Here is a 22,871-nt window from a genome sequence, read left to right as displayed (position 1 = left end):
AGCAGATTTCTAGTAACTGTATTACAATAAACTTTCAAAATGCTATAGCAGTAAATCTCTCTATGAATAGCCCCTTTCTCGACTACCTCAACGGTCCCAAGCATCCCGTCCTCGTCTTTGATGGAGCGATGGGAACTTCCCTACAAAGCCAAAATCTGACGGCCGAGGACTTTGGTGGGGCAGAATACGAAGGTTGTAACGAGTATCTTGTCCATACTAAACCTAGCGCCGTAGCGAAAGTCCACGAAGCCTTTTTAGCCGTGGGTGCGGATGTGATTGAAACCGACACCTTCGGGGGAACCTCGATAGTTTTAGCCGAGTACGATTTAGCCGATCAAGCCTATTATCTCAACAAAAGCGCCGCCGAACTGGCCAAAGCTTGCGCTAATAAATACTCTACCCCCGAAAAACCCCGTTTTGTGGCGGGTTCCATGGGGCCGGGGACAAAACTGCCCACTTTGGGTCATATTGACTTTGATACCCTCAAAAATGCCTATGTGGAACAGGTAGAGGGTCTGTATGATGGCGGGGCAGATTTATTATTAGTAGAAACCTGTCAGGATGTCCTGCAAATTAAAGCGGCTTTAAATGCTATTGAAGAAGTATTTCAGAAAAAAGGTCAACGATTGCCCCTCATGGTTTCGGTGACGATGGAAACCATGGGAACGATGTTAGTAGGAACGGAAATTAACGCCGTTGTCTCTATTTTACAACCCTATAAAATTGATATTTTGGGACTTAACTGCGCCACTGGTCCAGATTTAATGAAACCCCATATTAAATATCTCTCGGAAAATTCCCCTTTTATTGTTTCTTGTATTCCTAACGCTGGTTTACCAGAAAATGTCGGCGGTCAAGCGCATTATCGCCTCACTCCCGTAGAATTAAAAATGGCTTTAATGCACTTTATTGAAGATTTGGGAGTACAAATTATCGGCGGTTGTTGTGGTACTCGTCCCGACCATATTCAAGCTTTAGCGGAACTAAGTCAGGGTTTAACTCCGAAATCTCGTCATTATCATTATGAACCCTCCGCCGCTTCTATCTACAGTACCCAACCCTATATTCAAGATAATTCTTTCCTGATTGTCGGGGAAAAATTAAACGCCAGTGGTTCTAAAAAATGTCGGGAACTGCTCAATGTTGAAGACTGGGATAGTTTAGTATCGATGGCGAAAGCTCAGGTAAAAGAAGGAGCGCATATTCTCGATGTCAACGTCGATTATGTGGGCCGGGATGGGGTGCGCGATATGCACCAATTAGCCTCTCGTTTAGTTAATAATGTCACCCTACCTTTAATGTTAGATTCCACCGAATGGGAAAAAATGGAAGCGGGGTTAAAAGTAGCGGGGGGTAAATGTATCCTCAACTCTACTAACTACGAAGACGGGGAATCGCGTTTTTATCAAGTCTTGGATTTAGCGAAAAAATACGGCGCGGGGGTAGTAATTGGAACCATTGATGAAGAAGGAATGGGACGCACTGCCGAGAAAAAATTCCAGATAGCTAAACGGGCCTATTATGCGGCGATAGAATACGGAATTCCTCCCTACGAAATCTTTTTTGATCCTCTAGCTTTACCGATTTCTACTGGTATCGAAGAAGACCGAGAAAATGGCAAGGCTACTATCGAAGCAATGGGACGAATTCGCCAAGAACTGCCCGAATGTCATATTCTTTTAGGTGTGTCTAATATCTCTTTTGGGTTGAATCCGGCAGCGCGTCAGGTATTAAATTCCGTCTTCCTCAACGAAGCGATGCAGGTGGGGATGGATGGGGCAATCGTCAGCGCCAATAAGATTCTTCCTCTGGCAAAAATTGAACCAGAATATCAGCAAATTTGTCGGGATTTAATCTATGATAATCGTCGTTTTGATGGCGATATATGTGTTTATGATCCCCTGACCAAATTAACCGAATTATTTGCGGGGAAAACTACTAAAAAAGACCCCTCTAGTAATGCTAATTTACCCGTGGAGGAACGCTTAAAACAGCATATTATTGATGGGGAAAGATTGGGACTGGAAGAGGCTTTGAAGCAAGCTTTACAGGACTATCCACCCCTAGATATTATTAATATTTTCCTCCTGGATGGGATGAAGGTAGTGGGTGAGTTATTTGGTTCGGGACAAATGCAGTTACCTTTTGTTCTCCAATCGGCCCAAACTATGAAAGCAGCCGTTGCCTTTTTAGAACCCTTTATGGAGAAAAAAGAGGGGGATAATAATGCCAAAGGGACTTTTATTATCGCAACGGTTAAAGGGGATGTTCACGATATTGGTAAAAACTTAGTTGATATTATCTTGACCAATAACGGCTATAGGGTGATTAATTTGGGCATTAAACAACCCGTAGAAAATATCATCGAAGCCTACAAAGAACATAAGGCCGATTGTATCGCCATGAGCGGTTTATTGGTGAAATCGACGGCTTTTATGAAGGAAAATCTAGAGGTTTTTAATGAAAAAGGAATCACCGTTCCTGTTATCCTTGGCGGGGCAGCTTTAACTCCCAAATTTGTCCATGATGACTGTCAAAAAACCTACAATGGACAGGTTATCTATGGTAAAGATGCCTTCTCTGACCTGCATTTTATGGATAAATTAATGCCCGCTAAAGCTGGCGGTCAATGGGATGATAGTAAAGGCTTTTTAGGTAAGTTTGCCGAGGCAGAAAAAACCCCGGTTGTTGCCGAAGAATTAAAGGTTAATCCCGATACTATTTTTACCGATGGCAGCGTCAACCAAGAATTAGTTATTGATACCCGTCGGTCCGAAGCGGTGGCAGTTGATATTTCCCGACCAACACCGCCCTTCTGGGGTACTAAAATATTAACGGCAGCAGAAATTCCCATCGAGGAGGTTTTCTGGTATTTGGACCTACAAGCTTTATTTGTCGGTCAATGGCAATTCCGCAAACCCAAAAGCCAATCGAAGCCAGAATACGACCAGTTTTTACAGGAAAAAGTTCATCCAATTCTGACAGCATGGAAAGAGAAAATTGTCAAGGAAAATTTACTAAACCCCACATTAATTTATGGTTATTTTCCCTGTCAGTCGTCCGGTAATTCCCTGTTAATTTACGATCCCGAATCGATACAAGCAGGCGAAAAACCCGAAAATCTGCAACCGATCGCCATTTTTGAGTTTCCTCGCCAGAAATCCGGTCGTCGTCTCTGTATTGCTGACTTTTTCGCCCCGCAGGAATCCGGTATTATCGATGTTTTCCCGATGCAAGCGGTGACAGTGGGGGAAATCGCCACGGAATACGCTAAATCTCTCTTTGATGCCAACGAATATACCGAATACCTCTATTATCACGGCATGGCTGTCCAAACCGCCGAAGCCATGGCCGAATGGACCCACACCCGCATCCGTCGCGAGTTAGGTTTTGCAGAGTTCGATCCCGATAATATCCGCGATATACTACAACAGCGTTACCAAGGTTCTCGCTATAGTTTCGGCTATCCCGCTTGTCCCAATATTCAGGACCAATACAAGCAACTAGCTCTGTTAGGATGCGATCGCATTGGGATGTATATGGACGAAAGCGAACAATTGTACCCAGAACAATCCACCACCGCCATTATTACCTATCACCCCACCGCTAAATACTTTAGTACCTAATCAGTGACCAGTTATCAGTGATCAGATTTGAGTTTTCATTGCAATTATCGACTTAGATCTATAATATGCCAGCAATTTTTTTGATTATTAACCACATGACAAAGTGGCCACTGCTGTGGTATTAATTTAGGATAGGAAGTTTTCGGGAGTCAGTCGTCGGTCGTTCATACCAAATTAGCCTACACTTCATCTTGATAGGAAAGGCTAGATTTTTTGCAGCTTCTTAGGGAAATTATGACCACTAATCCTCTTAACTCGCTCATTTTAGAGCAGATTAGTCATATCTGTGAGCAATACTCGATCGAAAGTCGTATTCTCGAAGATTTTGCCGATTTTGTCATCAAAAACCACCGTAAAAAGTCTCCTAAACCATCGTTAACTAAATCAAAAACTACAGCCACCACCACCACAAGCTCAAAAGTTAAACCTTTAACTCTAACGCAACTTAAACAGGCAGTTTATGCCTATTTTGAGGTTAGCAATACCACAGAATTAAAAAAATCGAGTATGTTTCAAATGGCTACTAGAGCCTTTGATAACATCAATTTATCTCAGCGAGAAAGTTGGGAGGTTATCTACAGGAAATATATCGGTATTCTTCCTGAAGAAGATTACGAACAGGGGAAAGATTGTATCAACGGTATCAATATTTTTAAATATTTTCGTCCCTATCGTGTTTTCGATCTTGATCCAAATACTGCCAGCAAGGAAGACATTAAAAATGCCTATTATCGTCTTTCTAAGATCTATCATCCCGATAACCAAGAAACAGGAAACTCTCACATCTTTGATCGTTTGACTGTGATGTATAAATCTATCACCACGGAGATAAAATAATCATGCCTCAGAAAGCAAATACCTTCCTGATCCGGGATACCGAATTAGCTCAATGGTTTTCTATTACTCTTGAAAAACTAGAAAAAATTGTTGATATTTTTGATGCTGATCCTAATGATGATTGGGATTTAGTTGAAGGTGTCGATTATCAATTTGTCAACAAAAAAGATAAAGTTAGAGTGTTTTCTTTTGAAGGTGCTTTAAAAATTGCTTCCTATATCGAGAAGAATGAAAAGCGAGGAATTATATACAGATTTAGAGAATTTTTTACTAAGCACGATCAAAAAATTCGTCGCTCCTTAGCACGAAAATTAATTTTTGCTGAACTCACTGACTCCGGCGAAATTCAAGTTTATAAAGGACGGCCTATGATTCATAAACAGAGTTTGCGGCGAATTTTAAAAACTAATGGAACCAAGCTAAATAAAACCGTGAATCATCTTCAGCAAAGAACTGATAAACCTCTAGAATTAGGAGTAGATTTTTACGAAGATGAAAAAAGAGAGTTTTGGTTCTCTGAAAGTGGAATAGTGATGATTTCTAAATCCATGAGTGAAACTTTGACGAATAAATCGCGCCAAGAAATGTGTAAAATGATTGCAATGGAGTTTCCTCTTGCCTTTAAAGAAATTCAGGAAAATCTAGATGACGATACCAAACAAAAAATCGAGATTGAAAAGGCTAAAAAACGAGCTAAAACTAGAGATAAAAACACTTGTCAGGTGACAGGGCAAAAACCGGATAGAAATAATAAATTTAATCTCGCTGTCCATCATCTTTACTCTGCCCAGAAATATCCCCATCTAGCGACATTAGATCTGAATTTGGTGACTATTAAAGAAGAAATTCACCAAGAATTCCACGGTAACTTAGGGGGATTTCATCAACCTTGTACCATCGAGGATTTTATCGAATTCTTGCACGTTTACTATCCCGAACATCATGGTAATTTAGCCTTAAAACTTCAGAAAACTAAGAAAAAACTGGAAAAATTAGCTAAATAATCACTCAATTTCGGGGGGTGAATAGCTCCAAAGTGATTATCGATTTTTTTAGGGAAAGAACGACCACATCTCATCATGAGCGATAATTAATTTATCGAAAGTTTGGGTTAAAACTCCTATCTCACGAGGAACAGCCGCATCTAAATCATTGGCAACTATTGTCAACTCCGCCCATAGTATATATGATAGTTGAACTCTAATTTAGGATCTAGCTGGGTCTAGAGAGGATAATATGGATAAGATCAAGGTAGGATTGTTGTTTGGTGGTCGATCGGGAGAACACGAGGTATCTATCAATTCGGCTCGATCGATCCTGCAAGCTTTTAATTATCCCGAAAATCTTGACAAATACGCCGTTATCCCCTTCTATATCGATAAAAATGGCTGTTGGCATTCGGCAGCAACTGCTAGACAAATTTTAACCTCTGGGCAACCCCTAGCTATTGAGAGTGATATAAAAGTCAATATCTGGCAATTTCCTCCAGAAGTGAGCGAAATTGAGGTTTGGTTTCCAATTCTCCACGGACCGAATGGAGAAGATGGCACTTTACAAGGATTACTCACTCTCATGCGGGTTGCTTTTGTGGGTAGTGGGGTACTGGGTTCATGCCTAGGCATGGATAAAATTGCCATGAAAACTGCTTTTGCAGCCGCTGGATTACCCCAAGTTAAGTATAAGGCCGTAACCCGCTCACAAGTGTGGTCAAATGCCTGTGTTTTTCCGCAATTGTGCGATCAAATCGCCGAGGAAATAGGTTATCCTTGTTTTATTAAACCGGCTAATTTAGGTTCTTCGGTGGGTATTAGTAAAGCACGCAACCGGCAAGAATTAGAGGCTGCTTTAGATAGTGCTGCTAGTTATGATCGACGGATTATTGTTGAAGCAGGAGTAACCGCAAGGGAGATCGAATGTGCGGTTTTAGGTAATGATAATCCCCAAGCTTCTTTGGTGGGAGAAATTACTTTTGATAGTGATTTTTATGACTATGAAACTAAATATACTGATGGGCGATCGAGTATGGTGATTCCCGCTAATATTCCTGATAAAATTGCTAATCAAGTGCGAGAAATGGCTGTAGAAGCATTTAAAGCTGTGGATGCTGCGGGATTGTCGCGGGTGGATTTTTTCTATGTGGAAAAGACTGGGGAAGTGTTGATCAATGAAATTAATACTCTGCCGGGGTTTACTAATTTTAGTATGTATCCCCAACTCTGGAAAGCCACCGGTTTAGAGTTTGATAAATTGGTCGATAAGTTGGTACAATTAGCCTTAGAAAGACAGGAAAAATAAGGTTAAATCACCAGCATTTCTAGGATAGGAATTACCTATCCTAGAGATATTTATCAATTAGATAGTTTCAGGATCAATGCCCAATTCTCGTAATTTTGCCGCTAATCTTTCCCTTTCCAAGATAGCTTGTTCTTTTTCTAAAATAGCCTGTTCTTTTGCCTTTCGTTCCTGTTCCTTTTCTAAAAAAATCTGTTCCTTTGCTTGTCTTTGCTCTAATTCAGCTTCTTGGGGAGTGGGAACCAATTGACCATCGACGGTAAAATAACGCAGTTTACGGTCAAATATGCCTAAATATAGTTCTAACTGTTCACTCCATAAATAGCCGTTTTCATTAGCAGCAATAGCCTGATATTGTCCAGCAATTAATCTAAATCCTTGCAGTTCTAAACTTTCAGGATCAAACCAGAAATAGTTAGGAGTCCGAAAGGTATTTTGATAGAGATTTTTCTTTTTATTGCGATCAATATTAGCAGTGGATGGGGAGAGAATTTCCACGATCACATTGGGATATTTACCCCCTTCTCCCCAAACCACCCAACTTTTGCGGGGACGTTTTTCTGTATCTAAAACCACAAAAAAATCAGGACCGCAGAAATCACGTTTTTTTAGTTGTTCTTCGTTATAGTAGATGGTAAGATTGCCGGAAGCGTAGTAATTAGTTCTTTGTTGCCATAACCTTTCTAAACAACCGATCAGAATTGTAATTTGTTGTAGATGTAGATCACTTTCCAAAGGTGGTTCATCACTCCATAAATCGGTGGGGGGACAGGTAACTTCCGGTAAAATGTCGAGAGTTGTCATAGGTTTTCCCCGTTACACTAGCTTTGTTTAATTATAACTGTTACGCTCTTTTCTGGTCATAGAAAACTAATTTTTTGCTGACTCACGAGTAAAACTGTAGATAATTTGGGTAGCTAATTGTGGTAATTGTGAGAAATCTTCATCGGACATTTTTTGACGATCGAGTTTCATTTGTAATCCCGTCATCGAATCGTCTCCGTCGGAAATTAAAAATTCTATGCGTTCAATTTCCGACCAATCTTTAATGTCATTTAATATCTTGTCAATAACCAAAAGGTAAGGATGGGAAGGATTTTTATACCAATTACTGCTGACACCCTGACGAATATCTAAACCTAAATGTACGATCAAAGGGGCGCGATCAAAAAGGGCATTGGCTACCGGTCGGGTTTCTTCTTGGAGAGATAATTGATTAGCGCGACTTAACTGCCGTAACTTCTCTAATTGATGATATCTTTGCGAGATTGACGGCGGATTTTCCTCCCAACTGAGAGCGATGGTGACTAGATAGGTTTGTAAGAATAGATGTCCTAACTTTTCCGCTTTTGTGGCCAGATAATTGGAATTATAATCATTAGCCTCGATCAGCAAAGGTACTCGCTCGACTATTTCCAAACCGTAGCCTTTTAATCCGGCAATTTTACGCGGATTATTGGTAATTAAACGAATATTTCTCACCCCCAAATCGTTAAGCATTTGCGCTCCCATGCCGTAATCGCGCAAATCGGCGGGAAATCCTAACCTTTCGTTGGCTTCCACCGTATCTAATCCTATATCCTGCAAAGAATAGGCTTTTAGCTTATTAATTAAACCAATTCCCCGGCCTTCCTGTCGCAGGTAAACCACCACCCCTAAACCGTTGTTTTCAATCATTTTTAAGGCACTTTGTAACTGTTGCCGACAATCGCAACGCAAGGATCCCAAAGCATCCCCAGTCAGGCATTCTGAGTGCATTCGTACCATTACAGGTTGATCATCAAAGAGAGCGGGATCGCCTTTCACAATAGCGATATGTTCGGTTTGATCTAATAAATTTCGGTAGGCATAAAGCTGAAAAGTGCCGAATTGACTAGGAAAATTACAGACCGTTTCCCGATGGACAAAGCGATCGTGTTTTAAGCGATAACTGATCAGATCGGCAATGCTAATTAACTTGAGATTATGTTGACGAGCGTATTCAAATAGTTGCGGTAAACGGGCCATGGAACCGTCGGGATTTTGGATCTCACAGATAACTCCCGCCGGATACAACCCGGCTAATCGAGCCAGATCCACGGCTGCCTCCGTATGACCGGCGCGTTTTAAGACTCCACCGGCTTTAGCACGAATCGGGAAGACATGACCGGGACGGGTGAGATCGTCGGGACGAGTGACTGGATTAATGGCAACTTGTACGGTTTTCGCCCGATCTTCCGCCGAAATGCCAGTTTTAACCCCTAAGTGGGGAGCAGCATCGATGCTAACAGTAAAAGCGGTTTGATTGCTATCGGTGTTTTTTGTCACCATCAAGGGTAATTCGAGAGCATCAAGACGCTCTCCCGTCATTGCCAGACAGATTAAACCGCGAGCTTGCACTGCCATGAAGTTAATCAGATCGGGGGTGGCAAATTGGGCCGCACAGATTAGATCTCCTTCATTTTCGCGATTCTCATCATCAACTACTACAATAGCCCGTCCGGCTTTGATTTCCGCTAAGGCAGTATCGATAGAGTCAAAAGCGATCGAAGTGACAGTCACAGGCATTAAAACGGTAGAACTATTTTCATTCTACAGGTTTGCTCGATCTGCTGAGGGTCAATTTCTGCCAGTTCCCTAGAAAAAAGTCTCCCGGTGAACCTGACGGCTGCCCGGGAGACTTTTAGCTATCTTAAGCTAGAAGATTAGTTCAAACTAGCGGGGGTGATGCTGGCAACTTTGCCACCGAGACGGTTGATCTGTTGCAGGGTGTTATTTAACTGTTCAAAGGGGACGATAATCGCTTTGCTACTGCGACGGACACGGGGATAACCTGGTTTGCTAATAGCGGCAATTTCCACGCGATAGAGCTTACCCACATCACCATAGGCCACACTACCACCCAGAGCTTTACTGGGGGTGTTGCGTTGAGCAGAGGGACGATAGGCCCAACCATCGCTGCCACCGGAGGGACCGACTACTGCCGAAGCACCGTTTTGAGCTAATTCCACCGCTAAACGGGAGGTTTTGCCGGCAATCTGAGAGCGATCGCTGTTGGCATAACCGCGATAGAGTTGGAACATCCGGGTAAATCCCACGGTTTTTTGACCGGGTTGGCTGGCAAAACCACGATAGTAGGGAACAATACTATCGCCGAAGTTTTCGGTATATTCGGCGGAATCGATATAGGAGTCGATATCGGCCTCGAATCCTTTGTTTTCGTAGAGATCGAGGTGATAGACCACTTCCGACTCATCGTAGGGAGCGCGACCTAAAAGATGTTTGATATTAAGTTCGATGACGCGGGTTTGGAAGTTACCGTAGAAGAATTTGTTCTTATACAGTTCCGATTTGGCCACGGCGCGGACGAATTCCCGCACGGTGATCGAACCGTTGCAGAGTAAGGATTCGGCACTGGTAAGGCGCTCGGAACGCATGATATAGTCATTGCCTAGCACCTGACGATAGACGGCGCGAATAACCGCCTGTGCGTCGTCACGGGACCAATCGGGACGTAATTCCACGGGAGCAACCTCGCTAAAAGCGGTTGTCCCTAAACGGGAAGCTGAGGTAGTAATTGCCACTAAAGTTCTCCTACAAAAAAATGATCATTTTCTGACCCCTCAAAACTAGGGGAGGATCAGTTCGATTACCTGGCCGCCTTGACGATGGATATAACAAGGTCTGGAAGAACAGGTGATTGCTAACCCTTTTGCTAACAACCTCCTGTCTTTCCAGACCAGCAGTTTTTTCGATTGGACTAGCTGAGAGCGTTGATAGCGTAGTCGATATAGGAGTTGGCTTCTACCGCAGGGTCGCCACTTAAACCATGGTTGGCTTTGATGTATTTGAGAGCTTCGATGTACCAGCTAGGAGACAGGTCGAAGGTGCGGTTGATTTCGTCGATACCAGCGATGAGGTACTCGTCCATCGGACCGGTTCCACCAGCAACTAAGCAGTAGGTCACCATGCGGAGGTAGTAACCGATGTCACGAGCGCATTTTTCTTTACCGCGTTGGTCCGCCGCAAAGTTAGCCCCTTGCATTTGGGTGGTGTAGGGGTACTTGTTGTACACAGCTTGAGCAGCGCCAGAGATCAAAGAATTGGCTTTTTCGGTCAACACTTTAGCGGCGCTGAGGCCAGCAGAAGCTTGACGAAAACGACCGAAAGCAGTTTGGATTTCGGTGCTGCTTAAGAAACGACCTTGAGAATCAGCGGCTGCTACGGCTTCGGTAAGGGGGGTTTTCATTTTTTGGTATCTCCCAATAATCTTGCAATAAGTTTCCTACGGTTTAATTGAGACTAGCCCCAGGGACTAGGCGACAGCAGCGGCGGCGCGGTCGAAGTAGCTGGCAATTTCAGACATTAAAGCACTGCAATCGCCGGGGGTGATACCGTTGCGATCGTTAGCAATGGATAAAGCAGCTTCTTTCATTTTGCTTACGCCAGCAGCTACGGAAGCTCCTGGTACTCCCAAAGCTACATAGGTTTCGCGCAGACCATTTAAGCAACGATCATCGAGAACACTGCCGTCGCCAGAGAAGGTAGCGTAGGTAACATAGCGCAAGATGATTTCCATGTCGCGTAAGCAAGCGGCCATACGACGGCTGGTGTAGGCATTACCACCGGGGGTGATCAGTTGGGGCTGTTCAGCGAACAGGCTACGAGCGGCGTTGGCAACGATGGTGGAAGCGTTACTGGTGATCCGGTTAACAGAGTCCATCCGTTTGTTGCTGTCGGCAACCATGGCGCTGAGAGCGTCTAGTTGCGAAGAGCTTAAATATTCGCCACGAGCATCAGCTTGGGATACTACCCGGGTGAATGCGTCAAACATTGTGACAATCTCCTAAATTTAAATGGGATTTGCTTGCAATTAAAATTTTCCCTCTTAAGGGATTTCACGGTGAGTCTGGACGAGCCTTGACCGTGATTGTTGCGATTTACTTTAAGAAACCTGAAAAAACTTCACTGCTCTCTCATAAATCACCTAAGGAGGTTAAACAAGTATCCAGCTTAACTTTTGTCTGTTATCTTGGCCCCTCAAGTTAAATTTATACACTGCTGTCGAAACTTTGTTTGTTACATATTATTAAGTTTTTTGCTGTCTTTTTGTAACGGTCACTTAACAATGACTCGATCGAGTTGGTCATCAATTCCTGACATGGCTCAAAGCCTCTCACCGTCAGGAAATCAGAGACAGCAAGGCTTTAAGGGTATAAAGGGCAGCAAGATAGAAAATTTAAGCTTTTTTTTATATTTTCCCGCTTTCCCTTCCCCTATTGCCCAAGGATTGCCCTTTCCGGCGCTCAAATTACGATGAAGTTTTGTAAAGAAGGGTGTGGGGTATGGGGAGTGGGGTGTGGGGTGTGGGGAGAACAAAGCTGTCTCCTGCCTCCTGTCTCCTGTCCCCTGTCTCCTGAAGTTAAACTAGAAACCAGTGATCAAAAAAACTAGCCGTCCGAACCCGATGATTTCCTCCTTTCCTGTCCCCAATAGCTTAAATTGCCCTCAAATTCGCCTTGCTATTCGTTCTCTGCAGCCGCAATTAGTCCACTGGCGCCGACAAATACACCAAAAACCAGAACTAGGCTTTCAAGAACATCTCACCGCCTCCTTAATCAGTCAAACCCTGACTAAATACGGAATTGACCATCAAACCGGTATCGCCGGCACCGGAATTGTCGCCACCATCGCAGGCAGTCAACCGGGGCCAGTTTTAGCCCTGCGGGCCGATATGGATGCACTACCGATCGCCGAAGAAAACCAAGTCCCCTATCGTTCCCAACATCCGGGCCAAATGCACGCCTGTGGTCACGATGGCCACACAGCGATCGCCCTCGGTACAGCAGTTTACCTAGCACAAAACCGTCACGATGTCAAGGGGATAGTAAAAATTATTTTCCAACCCGCCGAAGAGGGGCCGGGGGGGGCGAAACCGATGATCGAAGCGGGAGTGCTGAAAAATCCCGACGTGGAGGGAATTATCGGGCTACACCTCTGGAATAATCTGCCTTTAGGGACAGTGGGCGTAAAAAATGGGCCTTTAATGGCGGCGGTGGAATGTTTCGATCTCCAGATTCAAGGCCGGGGAGGCCACGGGGCAATTCCCCATCAAACCGTCGATTCACTACTGGTGGCGGCCCAAATCGTCAACGCCTTGCAAACCATCGTCGCCCGCAACCTTAACCCCCTCGATGCCGCCGTGGTGACTGTGGGTAAATTAGCGGCGGGAAGCGCTAGAAACGTGATCGCCGATAGTGCTAATCTCAGTGGGACGGTGCGCTATTTCAATCCCCAGTTAGGGGGCTATTTCCGACAACGGATGGAAGAAATTATCGCGGGCATCTGTCAAAGTCACGGGGCCAGTTATCAATTCGATTACTGGCAATTGTATCCCCCGGTAATCAATCATGATCGGATGGCGGAATTAGTGCGCTCCATCGCCGCACAAGTGGTGGAAACCCCAGCCGGAATCGTTCCCGAATGTCAAACCATGGGAGGGGAAGATATGTCCTTCTTTTTACAGGAAGTACCGGGCTGTTATTTCTTCTTGGGATCCGCCAATCCCGAATTAGGATTAGCCTATCCCCACCATCATCCCCGTTTTGATTTTGATGAATCGGTGTTAACCATGGGAGTCGAGATTTTTGTCCGTTGCGTCGAAAAATTCGGCAACTCTAAGACTTTCTAGCAATCCGTTCAAGGTGAACAGTTTTTGTCAAACCTGAAACCGCTAAACTGATCACTGAATCAGACAGGTAAAAAAACGCATGAATAATAATATCCAGGAAAACGATGCCCAACGGGTGAAAATCCTCAGCGAAGCCCTACCCTATATACAAGAATTTCGCGGTCGTACTGTCGTGGTTAAATACGGTGGCGCGGCCATGAATAACAGCGATATCAAAGACACGGTCATGCGAGATATCGTTTTTCTCGCCTGTGTGGGGGTTCGTCCCGTTATTGTCCACGGCGGCGGTCCAGAAATCAATAGTTGGCTGGATAAATTAGGCATTGAACCCCAATTTAAAGACGGTTTACGCGTCACCGATGCTGCCACCATGGATGTGGTGGAAATGGTGCTAGTCGGACGGGTCAATAAAGAAATTGTTGCCCTGATCAATCAAGCTGGTGGTAGAGCGGTAGGATTATGCGGTAAGGATGGCAATCTGATCACTGCTCGTCCCGTGGGGAAAGAGGGCATTGGTTTTGTGGGAGAAGTCAGCGGTGTCGATACTAGCGTTGTCGAATCCTTGGTCAATAGTGGCTATATTCCCGTGATTTCCAGTGTGGCCGCCGATGAAACCGGCCAAGCTCATAATATCAATGCCGATACGGTAGCCGGAGAAATAGCGGCGGCTTTAGGGGCGGCTAAACTGATCTTGATGACCGATACAGCCGGAATTTTAGAGAATTACAAGGATCCTTCCACTTTATTGGCTAAATTGGATATCCAACAGGCCCGGGAGTTGATTCAAAAAGGTATCGTTGCCGGCGGGATGATTCCCAAAGTTGGCTGCTGTGTGCGATCGCTGGCTCAGGGAGTTCAGGCCGCTCATATTATCGATGGTCGTCTTCCCCACGCCCTTTTACTGGAAATTTTCACCGATCGAGGCATCGGTTCCATGATTGTGGCCTCCGGTTATACTAATCTATAGTAGTAATTACCGTACTTTTGGTTAAAAAGACTTGCCTAAAACCACAGATATGGTGTAAAAGTAAGTTAATAAACGCGCTTCTCACTCCTTTGTAATGGCAAAAGTCTTAGTCTTGAGTTAGTTTAGTCGGGAAGCGCAAAATCTGAAGTATTCATAGCAATTGAATTTATGACCAAACAAGCTGTAGCTCACCCGATGGTGAAGTTTCAACGCAAGGCTAGCAAGTGGATAGATGCAAAAGTAGTCAAACCTAGCGATAGTATCTGGAAACTGGCTCTTTTATACGGAGATGAGTGGGGATACTGGAAGCAAGAGCTGCTCGATTTCGGTTTCTCCATGCAAGACCCTCTCAGCGAAGTGGTAGCGGTAGAAGCTTGGGACGAAGAATAAGCGACCATCGACTCAAAAGCAGCTTTCTACCAAGATTATCGCCATGGGATCGACTCCGATTATCCTTTCCGCTCTGGTTATCTTATCCTTAAGCGCGAGTTGTTCTCCCAGGACCGAAACCCAACCACCGCCACCAGCGGCCCGTACTACTACCGTCAACGTCACCACCGCTAAACCAGCAACCATCGGACGCAATCTCGATTACACGGGAACTACCCGACCTTTAAAAGTAGTTTCTCTGCGATCGCAAGCCACTGGTCAGTTACTTAATCTCGTCGTCGATGTGGGAGATGAGGTGCAATTAGGACAAATCCTCGCTCATGTTGATGATCGTCTCCTCGCCACCGTTGTCCGGCAAGAAAAAGCCGCCCTGTCGGCTCTAGAAGCGGAATTGGCCCGGGCGAGAATTGAAGTCAGTAACGCTGAAATTGAAGTGGAGCGCCTACAACTACAATACCAACAGGCCAAAAATGATGGCGAGCGTCTGCAAAAATTAGCCCTAGAAGGAGCGATTCCCCTGCAACAGGGCGAAACAGCCCAAACTACAGCTGCAGTAGCTTTAAAAGCCGTTAATAGCGCGAGATCGAGAATTAAAGTCGAGGAACAGGTAGTGGCGGCAATTATCGGCAGAATTGCCGCGCAAAAATCGGTCATCGCTCAGGAACAACAACGTCAGGCCTACGCTATTCTTAAATCACCGGCGACGGGGATAGTTATCGAAAAACTGAAAGAGCCGGGGGATTTAGTCAGTATCGGCGATGAAGTCCTCAAAATTGGCGATTTTCAACAGGTCAAGGTAGTAGTATTATTATCGGAATTGGATTTAAAAACAATTAATTTAGGACAAACGGTTAATGTCAGCCTTGATGCTTTCGGTGAGAGAAATTTTTCCGGTCGCATCAACAGGATTTTTCCCCTCAGCCAAGGCACGGCCCGGCGGATTCCCGTGGAGATTACTCTACCCAATAGGGATGGTTTAATTAAAGGGGGATTATTGGCCCGGGTGCGGTTTAATAATAATTCTGCCCCTCAGGTGATTGTCCCCGAAACAGCAATTGTCAGTCAGGGGGAATCCCCAGCCATTTTCGTACTTTCCGAGTCTAACTCACAAGTGCAAAAACGTCCCGTTCGTCTCGGTCAAGCGCTTGACGGTCAAGTAGAAATTATCACCGGACTGGAACCGGGGGAGCGTTTCGTCGTTAATAGTAGTAAACCTTTGCAAAATGGCGAAAAAGTCCGGGTCAGTATCCTGAGTAATCCTTGATTAGTTGGGGATTGCTAGATAGACTTAAGAAAATTAAATTTTGAGCGCAGGCAGTTCGAGCAACTCACTGACCACGATGCGCTTCTTTTTGCATGAGTGCATGAGTAGAAAACGGGTTTCTCGGAGAAACCCGTTTTCTGTGGGTTACTCAACGGATTTAGTATAATTCCTCTTGACAAAATCCCAGCACTTGACATATACTTATTTATATAATGGGAATCCGTGCCTGCCTGCGACCCCCTCATTTTCAGGCAAGATAGACTTAAGAAAATTAAATTTTGAGCGCACACGATGCGCTTATTGTAATTAGTACAATCATATTATTCTCTGGAGCGATTGCATTCGTCCTCTTTAAGGGGGAATAATAATACAATTGAGAATGCAGTCAATCCCCTTAATCTCTATGGTCAATAAACTATACTACGGTGATAACCTAGAAGTGCTGCGGAAGTATATCAAAGATGAATCGATCGATCTTTGTTATATCGATCCACCCTTTAATTCTAAACGCAATTACAACCAAATTTATAACAACTTAGGCAAGGAAGATCAAGCACAAGCACAAGCGTTTGTGGATACCTGGACATGGGATAATCACGCTAACGAAGCTTTAGAAGAAATTCAAAGCAACTATCAGGGTAAATTTACCAGTCAGACTATTGATTTAATTGACGGTTTAACTAAAGTTTTAGGTAAAGGCAGTCTTCTCGCTTATCTGGTGAGTATGACTCTGAGGATCGTGGAAATCCATCGAGTTTTAAAATCTACTGGTAGCTTTTATCTCCACTGCGATCCTACTGCTAGTCATTATTTAAAAATAGTTTTAGATACTATTTTTTGCTCTCAGAAAGGAGAATTTCAAAATGAGATTATTTGGCACTATTCAGGATGGAATGCTCGTTTAAAAGATTCTTTCAGTAAAAGACATGATGTTATATTTTTTTATTCCAGAAAAGTGGGACAAGTTTTTAATTCTTATGCAACAGATTGGGAATCAGAGTTAGAGTATGCTCGTTTAAGAAAACAAAAAGTTCATACTGACAATCAAGGGAAAAAATATGTTTTGTCTGATGGAGGACAAGGAAAAAGAGTTAAGCGTTATTTAGAGGAAGCTATGGAATATGGCAAACCAGTTGACGATGTATGGAATATCGATAAAATTAATAATTCATCAAAAGAACGTCTGGGTTATCCCACACAAAAACCGGAGGCATTGTTAGAAAGAATAATCAAAGCAAGTAGTAATAAAGGAGATGTAATTTTAGATGCCTATTGTGGGTGTGGAACGACTATCGCTGTAGCAGAGAGATTAGAAAGAAACTGGATTGGAATTGATATAACCTATCAGAGTATTAGCTTAATGTTAAAGCGATTAGAGGACTCCTTTGGTAAAAATGTTTTAGATAAAATTGAACTGAATGGTATTCCCAAAGATATAGAATCAGCCAAAGCATTAGCCACTAAACCCGATGATCGTACCCGCAAAGAATTTGAGAAATGGGCGGTTTTAACCTATAGTAATAACCGGGCCGTGATTAATGACAAAAAAGGGGCAGATAAAGGAATCGATGCTATTGCCTATTTTCAGGGAGATAAAGACAACCGGGAGAAAATTATTTTTCAAGTAAAATCCGGTAATGTCAAATCGGGAGACATCAGAGATCTACAGGGAACTATGACACTACAAGGGGCAGCCCTGGGTATATTTATCACCTTGAAACCCCCCAGCAAAGATATGGTTCAAACAGCCAAATCTGCGGGAATTTATCGCGGTCGTTATATGAGTCAAAGTGTGGATAAAATTGAGATTGTGACAGTACAAGAAATCCTTGAACAGAAAAAACGTCTCGATGTTATACTCACCTTTGAAGTCCTGAAAGCTGCCGAAAAACAAAGGGAAACCCAAGGACAACAAATGAGTTTAGATATACCCTTTCCCGAATAAAACTCTTTTTGTTATTTTTGGGGATAGGGTGTTAAAAAGTTCCAAACCGACCCTAAGGAAGATATTCCCTGTAGAATGCTAGATTATGCCACCGGACTCTATTGACGCTATCCCCATAAACCTATCCATTCAGTGGTTATTTATCGGGTGCATCTCATATTTTTGGCCCTCTCATAAATTATTCTATTAAGTGCTATAATTTTATTGATGAAAGAATTTTTGCTGGTAGCTAGTTAAGCTTAGAAGGAGTTGATGTTATGTTAGTTAAAGGAATTAAAAAAGGCAAAAATATTGAGTTATTAGAGGAAGTTGATTTTCCTGATAATGAAGAGGTATTAGTGGAAATTAGAGAGGTTAATGATTTTTGGTCAACCTTGCAAGATTTTAGGCAAAGAGTAGATTTGGCAAGTCTTGATGATGATACTTTTGATAATTTGCGCGACAATTCAACGGGGAGAGATGTTCGTTTATGACTCTCAAATATTTGCTAGATACTAATATTTTGTCAGAGGCTAAACGACCTCACCCGAATCAGAAGGTTATGACGAAGCTAAGATTATCTAAACGGGAAATAGCCACAGCTACTCTGGTTATCCATGAGCTATTATTTGGTTGTTTTCGACTTCCTCTGTCTAAAAAACGCCAAGACTTAGAGGATTATGTAAATAAAGTTATTTTAGCCAATCTACCTTTATTCGATTATGACTTAAAATCAGCCCAATATCACGCACGGGAAAGGTCAAGGCTGTCTAAAGTCGGTAAAAGTCCTGCTTTTGTTGATGGTCAAATAGCGTCTATTGCTTTTACAAACAATTTGAGTTTAGTTACCAATAATGTTGATGATTTTAAAGATTTTAAGGGTTTAATGATTGAAAATTGGTTTATCTAATCTGTAATTGTTCTGTGCAAATACTCGATAAATCATTTCAGCTAAAAAGGTCTGGGGTGAATAATCTTAGCCGTCACCTTTCCCACCCCATAATGCTCCCCCAGAAAGGTAATCACCGCATGAAAGAGATTTTTTGTTGTGGGCGGAAAATAGTTGAAAGGCCATAAAAAAACGTTGAAAGGCCGCGCTCCCAGTTGCTCTCTATATCTAAAAGTATCTTGCTCCGACAAACTCACCACCGCACCGAGTCTTTGGGCCAGGGCGATACAGTTCTGAAAATTTTGGGTGGCATAACATTGAACGTCAAGCTGATTGCACCGACCGCGCTTGACTAAATCCGCCTGAAATGGCTGAATGCTGCAAAAAATCGGTTTCTGGTACTGAAAATCTAGAGACTGGAACTCCTCCTCCGAATAATGGGCAAAAAAATGGTCATCGACCTGAATCCCATCGCCATGGCGAGCCTCGTGGATCAGTCCGGCGACGGTCAGGGAACGATACTGGGGCGACTGAACCCAGACCACCGGCATTAACTTGTACTCTCGCGCCTCCCGACTCACCCGCCGCTGTACCTCATCGGACACCCCCCGAAAATCCAGGAAGACCACCTTATAGTTTTGGCTTTGGATGTCTTTCATGACCTGGCCGAGGGTATTAGTGGAGGAATAAAACCGAATTTGAGGTTGAGAAAGCCAAGTTCCATTGGGAACTCCGGCGATCGCTAATCCTGGACAGAGGCATCCCCACAAAGTTGCCACCCAAATTGCCGTTTTCTGAGATAGTCGTCGGTACTCCCCGGTCATTAACCTATCCATTGTTCGCATCTTCCCTCCGATTTTTCCACTCCGCTCTACATACTGTAATTCTCAATCCGCCCATTTCTCCATTTTCTCTCCCTGTTGATAGAGTTCTTGGCAGTAAGCTAAGGTATTGTCCGATCGAGACAAGATTAAAAACTGCCACGCTTCGATCGCCGTGTCAGTCGAGATAGACCGTTCAAAAACAGCAACCAAACCACCACCACTAACCAATGCACCACCGAGATCGTCCAGAGAGAACCGGTCAGCCAATAGACAACAGTGCAAGTTAATCCCAATAAAGCCGCTAAAATCAAGAAAATAGGCTGAAAAAAAGTCGGATTGCCCTTTTTGTAAAAAATAATTGCATTGAGGGGATGATAGACGGTAAAAAGCGTGATGCTGACCAGAGCAGAGAGGATCAGGTTAGCAGTGGAAGTTGCCGTTTCGGGATGGGGAATTAACAGCACCCGAAAGACGAATTCCTCCCACAATGCCGGGGAGAAAAAACAAAAGACGAGCATTTTCAGTATCTCTAACGGTCTCCGTTCGGGGGAGCGCCAACGTAAAAAACCCGACCAGAAACCGATAGTTAAGGCGATCGCACCGTATAATCCCAATCCAATCGCCGTCACCCCCCAATCCCGACCGGTAAGGGGCAGCACGAGCGCTCCCAGGCTGCGACGGAGCATCGGCGCGATCATCGGCATTTCCCCGAATAACTTGGTCGGTGCGAGGGGTAAAATCTCCGGCATCGCTCCCCCGATCTGATTAGTACGGAGGAACCAGAGAGTAGCTCCTGACCGCAAGAAAATCTCACCGATCACATCATTGCTGCCTCGCGGTAACATCGATCGCCAGCTTAGTAGAGCGTTGGCCAGTGTATTTTCCCGAATCAAGCCTTTTCCGCGACTATCGGTGATACCGGCGAGAATTTCGGCGTTTTGCCGCCAATCAGCCCGGATCACCCCCCGGGGAGCTAATACTTGTTCCAAACGATCGCCCAATTGTCCCAAACGTTGAAAACGCAAAGTTTCTGGGTCATCGGCATGGGTTGTCAACCAAGCGGCGATCTGCGGATCGGTTTCAAACTGGTGGCGCAGGGTAGCGATCGTGATATAAAGGGCCTGATTCGAGTCCTGGACGCAGGAAGTCGCGGGGGTAACACTAGAAACCCCGGTCCCGTCCCCGATCCGGTAGCGAGCCATCATGATCTCTAACTGCTTGCGGAATTCTGTCAGGGGGGACAGAGAAACCCCGCCAAAGTTGTAATCCTCCAAGAGGTCTAATTTTACGATCGCATCGGATAGGGGTCGGGAATTAAGCCATCCCCGCTCTAAACTACCCGTATAGTTCGCCCAACTCTGATATCCCGATAAAATCCCCTGGGGATTGTGTGCATACACCTGATCGTAATCGAGCTGCCACTGCAGCTCTCCCGTCTGGGCATCCCGAATCACTTCGTAGAGAAAATAGGAAAAATGACCTGTTACCGTTGCCAATTGTATTGATTCGCCTTTTTTACCGCCGATTCCCCCGAAGAGATGAATTCCTATGCCTTTATCGCCCTCTTTCCATGATTTTTTTTCACCCTCCGGCAGGACTGTTACCCGACTGGCGGTTCCTTTGCGGGCGGGGGTATCGTTCCAAGTGCCACGGGCGATGTAATCTTGGCCCGATCGCAGCCCAGTCAGGGTTTCCGTCGGCTGCAGTTGAAACAGCGATCGAGGTTTGATTGCTTGAACGGTAAAGAGGTTATCCCGTCCCTGCGCCCCGTAGATATACCAGCCCTGATTTCCTTCGCTTGCTGCTGCTAACTGTCGAGGGGTGGAGATAAAACGTCCTCCAGAAACTAAGGGTTGTTGGGGAATGCGGATCACTTCCGAGCTGCCGTCGAATTTTCCACTGTCGCGGTTATAGTGTTGCACTCGGAAAAGTTCGCTGCCACAGGGGGGTGAACCGGGGCAAACCTTGGGGATGTCGCTGGAGGTTCGGGGGGGAGCTTCGCCGATAATTTTCACCAATGCCACAAAGCGCCCAGTAACGATCAAGGGCATTCGCTCCACTTGTAATGACGTTTCCCCGATTTCTGCATCGGGAAAGCTGACCACCACATCATCGAGCGGTCGCGATCCAGCCAGTGCTTGCAGTGGTCCAACCCCTGAACGACCATTCAAGCGAGTCGGTAGGATATTTCCCTGTTTTTCACTCTCGATCGCCTCCGGGGTGAAGCGAATATCCTTAGTAACCAGTCCTAAATATCGAGCCAGTGCCGGGGATTGCCGCCAACCTAAACGAACTTTTTGACCGACTAAATCCGGCTGGGGTGCTTGGTAAACCTGCAACCAAGTCCAATCTTCCCCCGGTGTGGCGGAATATTCCTCCGGTTTTGGCAAAATCAGGCGACCGATCCAGGGGGCGATCGGGCGATACCATCGCGGATCGAGGGATTGCTTTAGGGGAAAATAGCCCGGTTGATTGACCGCTAACCGACTCATGATCCAGTAGTCAGCCTTGGCTTCTTCCACAGGCCGCGGACTGAACAGAAAAACCGCTAGAGCGATCGCTGCTAGGGAGAGAAGTATCCAGACAATCCGGGAAATCGTTCTTTTCATGGCATAGCTGACGCTCTTAGATCGAGTCAGGTTTCTCCAGCCTACAGCCTTTATACTAGGGTGTGCTGAAAAAGTTTGTTGGTCGGGTTAAGGAGTCAGGAGTCAGTAGCCGGTCGTCAGGAGTCGGGAGTTTCAGGCTTTGTTGCCCTCTCTTTTTGTACCAATATATGTATTATAAGAAGGAAGGATAATGCAAGGTTTTTGAGAGTCCCAATCCGATTTTCGCAGCATGAACATCGGATTTTAACAGGTCAAAAGCCTTATTTTAAAAGGGTTTTACCATTATTCAGCAAACCCTATGCTAAATCCGTTGAGTATAGGCTACTTATCAGGAGAGGCACTCATGCAAAAGGGGGAATAAATAATCAGTTTTTAATAACCGGATTTAGTATTGTAAAGTTTCAATACAAATATAGTCAGATATAGTCAGGCGTGGTGATATATCTGGACTTCCCCGTTGACAAAAGGCCATAACCTGTGCTGTAGAAGGGATTAAGAGAATTTCCGCCGCCCCGTTACTGGGTACAAATCAGGGAAACTCCCAATAAATCTAACGCTTTTTGTTGCAGTTGGGTCGGT

At 44.6% G+C, this 22,871-nt stretch carries 19 protein-coding genes; 12 read left to right on the top strand and 7 right to left on the bottom strand.

What is annotated here, in order from left to right; genetic code table 11:
- Positions 1–62: 62 nt before the first annotated feature.
- From metH to IM507_RS07070, 4 genes are all read left to right on the top strand, one after another.
- Complete coding sequence (gene metH, locus IM507_RS07085) at positions 63–3,626, top strand: methionine synthase (RefSeq protein WP_287636821.1); 3,564 nt, start codon at positions 63–65, stop codon at positions 3,624–3,626.
- Between the two features lie 234 nt (positions 3,627–3,860).
- Entirely contained in the window at positions 3,861–4,463 is a 603-nt protein-coding gene (locus IM507_RS23465) for a J domain-containing protein (RefSeq protein WP_069473808.1), read from the top strand.
- Between the two features lie 2 nt (positions 4,464–4,465).
- The gene (locus IM507_RS07075) at positions 4,466–5,467 is read left to right on the top strand and encodes a hypothetical protein (protein WP_046663498.1); all 1,002 of its coding nucleotides are present in this window, start codon (positions 4,466–4,468) and stop codon (positions 5,465–5,467) included.
- Between the two features lie 232 nt (positions 5,468–5,699).
- Complete coding sequence (locus tag IM507_RS07070; RefSeq protein WP_123231164.1) at positions 5,700–6,758, top strand: D-alanine--D-alanine ligase family protein; 1,059 nt, start codon at positions 5,700–5,702, stop codon at positions 6,756–6,758.
- 57 nt (positions 6,759–6,815) lie between these two features.
- Here the strand turns inward: IM507_RS07070 and IM507_RS07065 are convergent, their stop codons facing one another.
- The 5 genes from IM507_RS07065 to IM507_RS07045 all read right to left on the bottom strand — a co-directional run bounded on the left by IM507_RS07065 (position 6,816) and on the right by IM507_RS07045 (position 11,568).
- Positions 6,816–7,559: a Uma2 family endonuclease gene (locus IM507_RS07065; protein WP_287636820.1), complete on the bottom strand. Its 744-nt coding sequence runs from the start codon at positions 7,557–7,559 to the stop codon at positions 6,816–6,818.
- Between the two features lie 66 nt (positions 7,560–7,625).
- Positions 7,626–9,302 carry a bifunctional 3,4-dihydroxy-2-butanone-4-phosphate synthase/GTP cyclohydrolase II gene (gene ribBA, locus IM507_RS07060; protein ID WP_287636818.1) on the bottom strand — a complete coding sequence of 559 codons (1,677 nt, stop codon included), beginning with the start codon at positions 9,300–9,302 and terminating at the stop codon, positions 7,626–7,628.
- 137 nt (positions 9,303–9,439) lie between these two features.
- On the bottom strand, positions 9,440–10,318 hold the full coding sequence (locus tag IM507_RS07055; RefSeq protein ID WP_002736362.1) for a phycobilisome linker polypeptide: 879 nt from the start codon (positions 10,316–10,318) through the stop codon (positions 9,440–9,442).
- 176 nt (positions 10,319–10,494) lie between these two features.
- On the bottom strand, positions 10,495–10,983 hold the full coding sequence (gene cpcA, locus IM507_RS07050; RefSeq protein ID WP_002736555.1) for a phycocyanin subunit alpha: 489 nt from the start codon (positions 10,981–10,983) through the stop codon (positions 10,495–10,497).
- A gap of 66 nt (positions 10,984–11,049) precedes the next feature.
- Positions 11,050–11,568: a phycocyanin subunit beta gene (locus IM507_RS07045; RefSeq protein ID WP_002735500.1), complete on the bottom strand. Its 519-nt coding sequence runs from the start codon at positions 11,566–11,568 to the stop codon at positions 11,050–11,052.
- Positions 11,569–11,862: 294 nt separating this feature from the next.
- On the opposite strand from IM507_RS07045, the gene IM507_RS07040 reads away from it, so the two are divergent.
- The 8 genes from IM507_RS07040 to IM507_RS07005 all read left to right on the top strand — a co-directional run bounded on the left by IM507_RS07040 (position 11,863) and on the right by IM507_RS07005 (position 18,880).
- Positions 11,863–12,054 (top strand): hypothetical protein, encoded by a 192-nt coding sequence (locus IM507_RS07040; protein ID WP_133158939.1) that lies wholly within the window; start codon positions 11,863–11,865, stop codon positions 12,052–12,054.
- 147 nt (positions 12,055–12,201) lie between these two features.
- Positions 12,202–13,425, top strand: coding sequence for a M20 family metallopeptidase (locus IM507_RS07035; RefSeq protein ID WP_069473806.1), 1,224 nt, complete (start codon positions 12,202–12,204; stop codon positions 13,423–13,425).
- Between the two features lie 79 nt (positions 13,426–13,504).
- The gene (gene argB, locus IM507_RS07030; RefSeq protein ID WP_287636815.1) at positions 13,505–14,392 is read left to right on the top strand and encodes an acetylglutamate kinase; all 888 of its coding nucleotides are present in this window, start codon (positions 13,505–13,507) and stop codon (positions 14,390–14,392) included.
- A gap of 168 nt (positions 14,393–14,560) precedes the next feature.
- Entirely contained in the window at positions 14,561–14,782 is a 222-nt protein-coding gene (locus IM507_RS07025; RefSeq protein ID WP_002749922.1) for a DUF4327 family protein, read from the top strand.
- Positions 14,783–14,825: 43 nt separating this feature from the next.
- The gene (locus tag IM507_RS07020; RefSeq protein WP_287636813.1) at positions 14,826–16,046 is read left to right on the top strand and encodes an efflux RND transporter periplasmic adaptor subunit; all 1,221 of its coding nucleotides are present in this window, start codon (positions 14,826–14,828) and stop codon (positions 16,044–16,046) included.
- Positions 16,047–16,449: 403 nt separating this feature from the next.
- Positions 16,450–17,991, top strand: a complete 1,542-nt coding sequence (locus tag IM507_RS07015) for a DNA methyltransferase (protein ID WP_287636812.1) — start codon at positions 16,450–16,452, stop codon at positions 17,989–17,991.
- Positions 17,992–18,248: 257 nt separating this feature from the next.
- Positions 18,249–18,464 (top strand): hypothetical protein, encoded by a 216-nt coding sequence (locus IM507_RS07010; protein ID WP_002736470.1) that lies wholly within the window; start codon positions 18,249–18,251, stop codon positions 18,462–18,464.
- Positions 18,461–18,880 carry a type II toxin-antitoxin system VapC family toxin gene (locus tag IM507_RS07005; protein ID WP_069473801.1) on the top strand — a complete coding sequence of 140 codons (420 nt, stop codon included), beginning with the start codon at positions 18,461–18,463 and terminating at the stop codon, positions 18,878–18,880. Before IM507_RS07010 ends, IM507_RS07005 begins: the two co-directional genes overlap by 4 nt.
- Before the next feature lie 41 nt (positions 18,881–18,921).
- Here the strand turns inward: IM507_RS07005 and IM507_RS07000 are convergent, their stop codons facing one another.
- On the bottom strand, positions 18,922–19,695 hold the full coding sequence (locus tag IM507_RS07000; RefSeq protein ID WP_256093994.1) for a hypothetical protein: 774 nt from the start codon (positions 19,693–19,695) through the stop codon (positions 18,922–18,924).
- Between the two features lie 134 nt (positions 19,696–19,829).
- Complete coding sequence (locus IM507_RS06995) at positions 19,830–22,292, bottom strand: CPBP family glutamic-type intramembrane protease (protein WP_287636811.1); 2,463 nt, start codon at positions 22,290–22,292, stop codon at positions 19,830–19,832.
- Positions 22,293–22,871 lie beyond the last annotated feature (579 nt).

Origin of the sequence: Microcystis sp. M20BS1 (genome assembly GCF_020245305.1) — a bacterium.
GTDB classification, from domain to species: Bacteria; Cyanobacteriota; Cyanobacteriia; order Cyanobacteriales; family Microcystaceae; genus Microcystis; species Microcystis ichthyoblabe_A.
The sequence above is the reverse complement of the archived record's forward strand: the minus strand, read 5'-3'. Positions and strand labels throughout refer to the sequence as shown.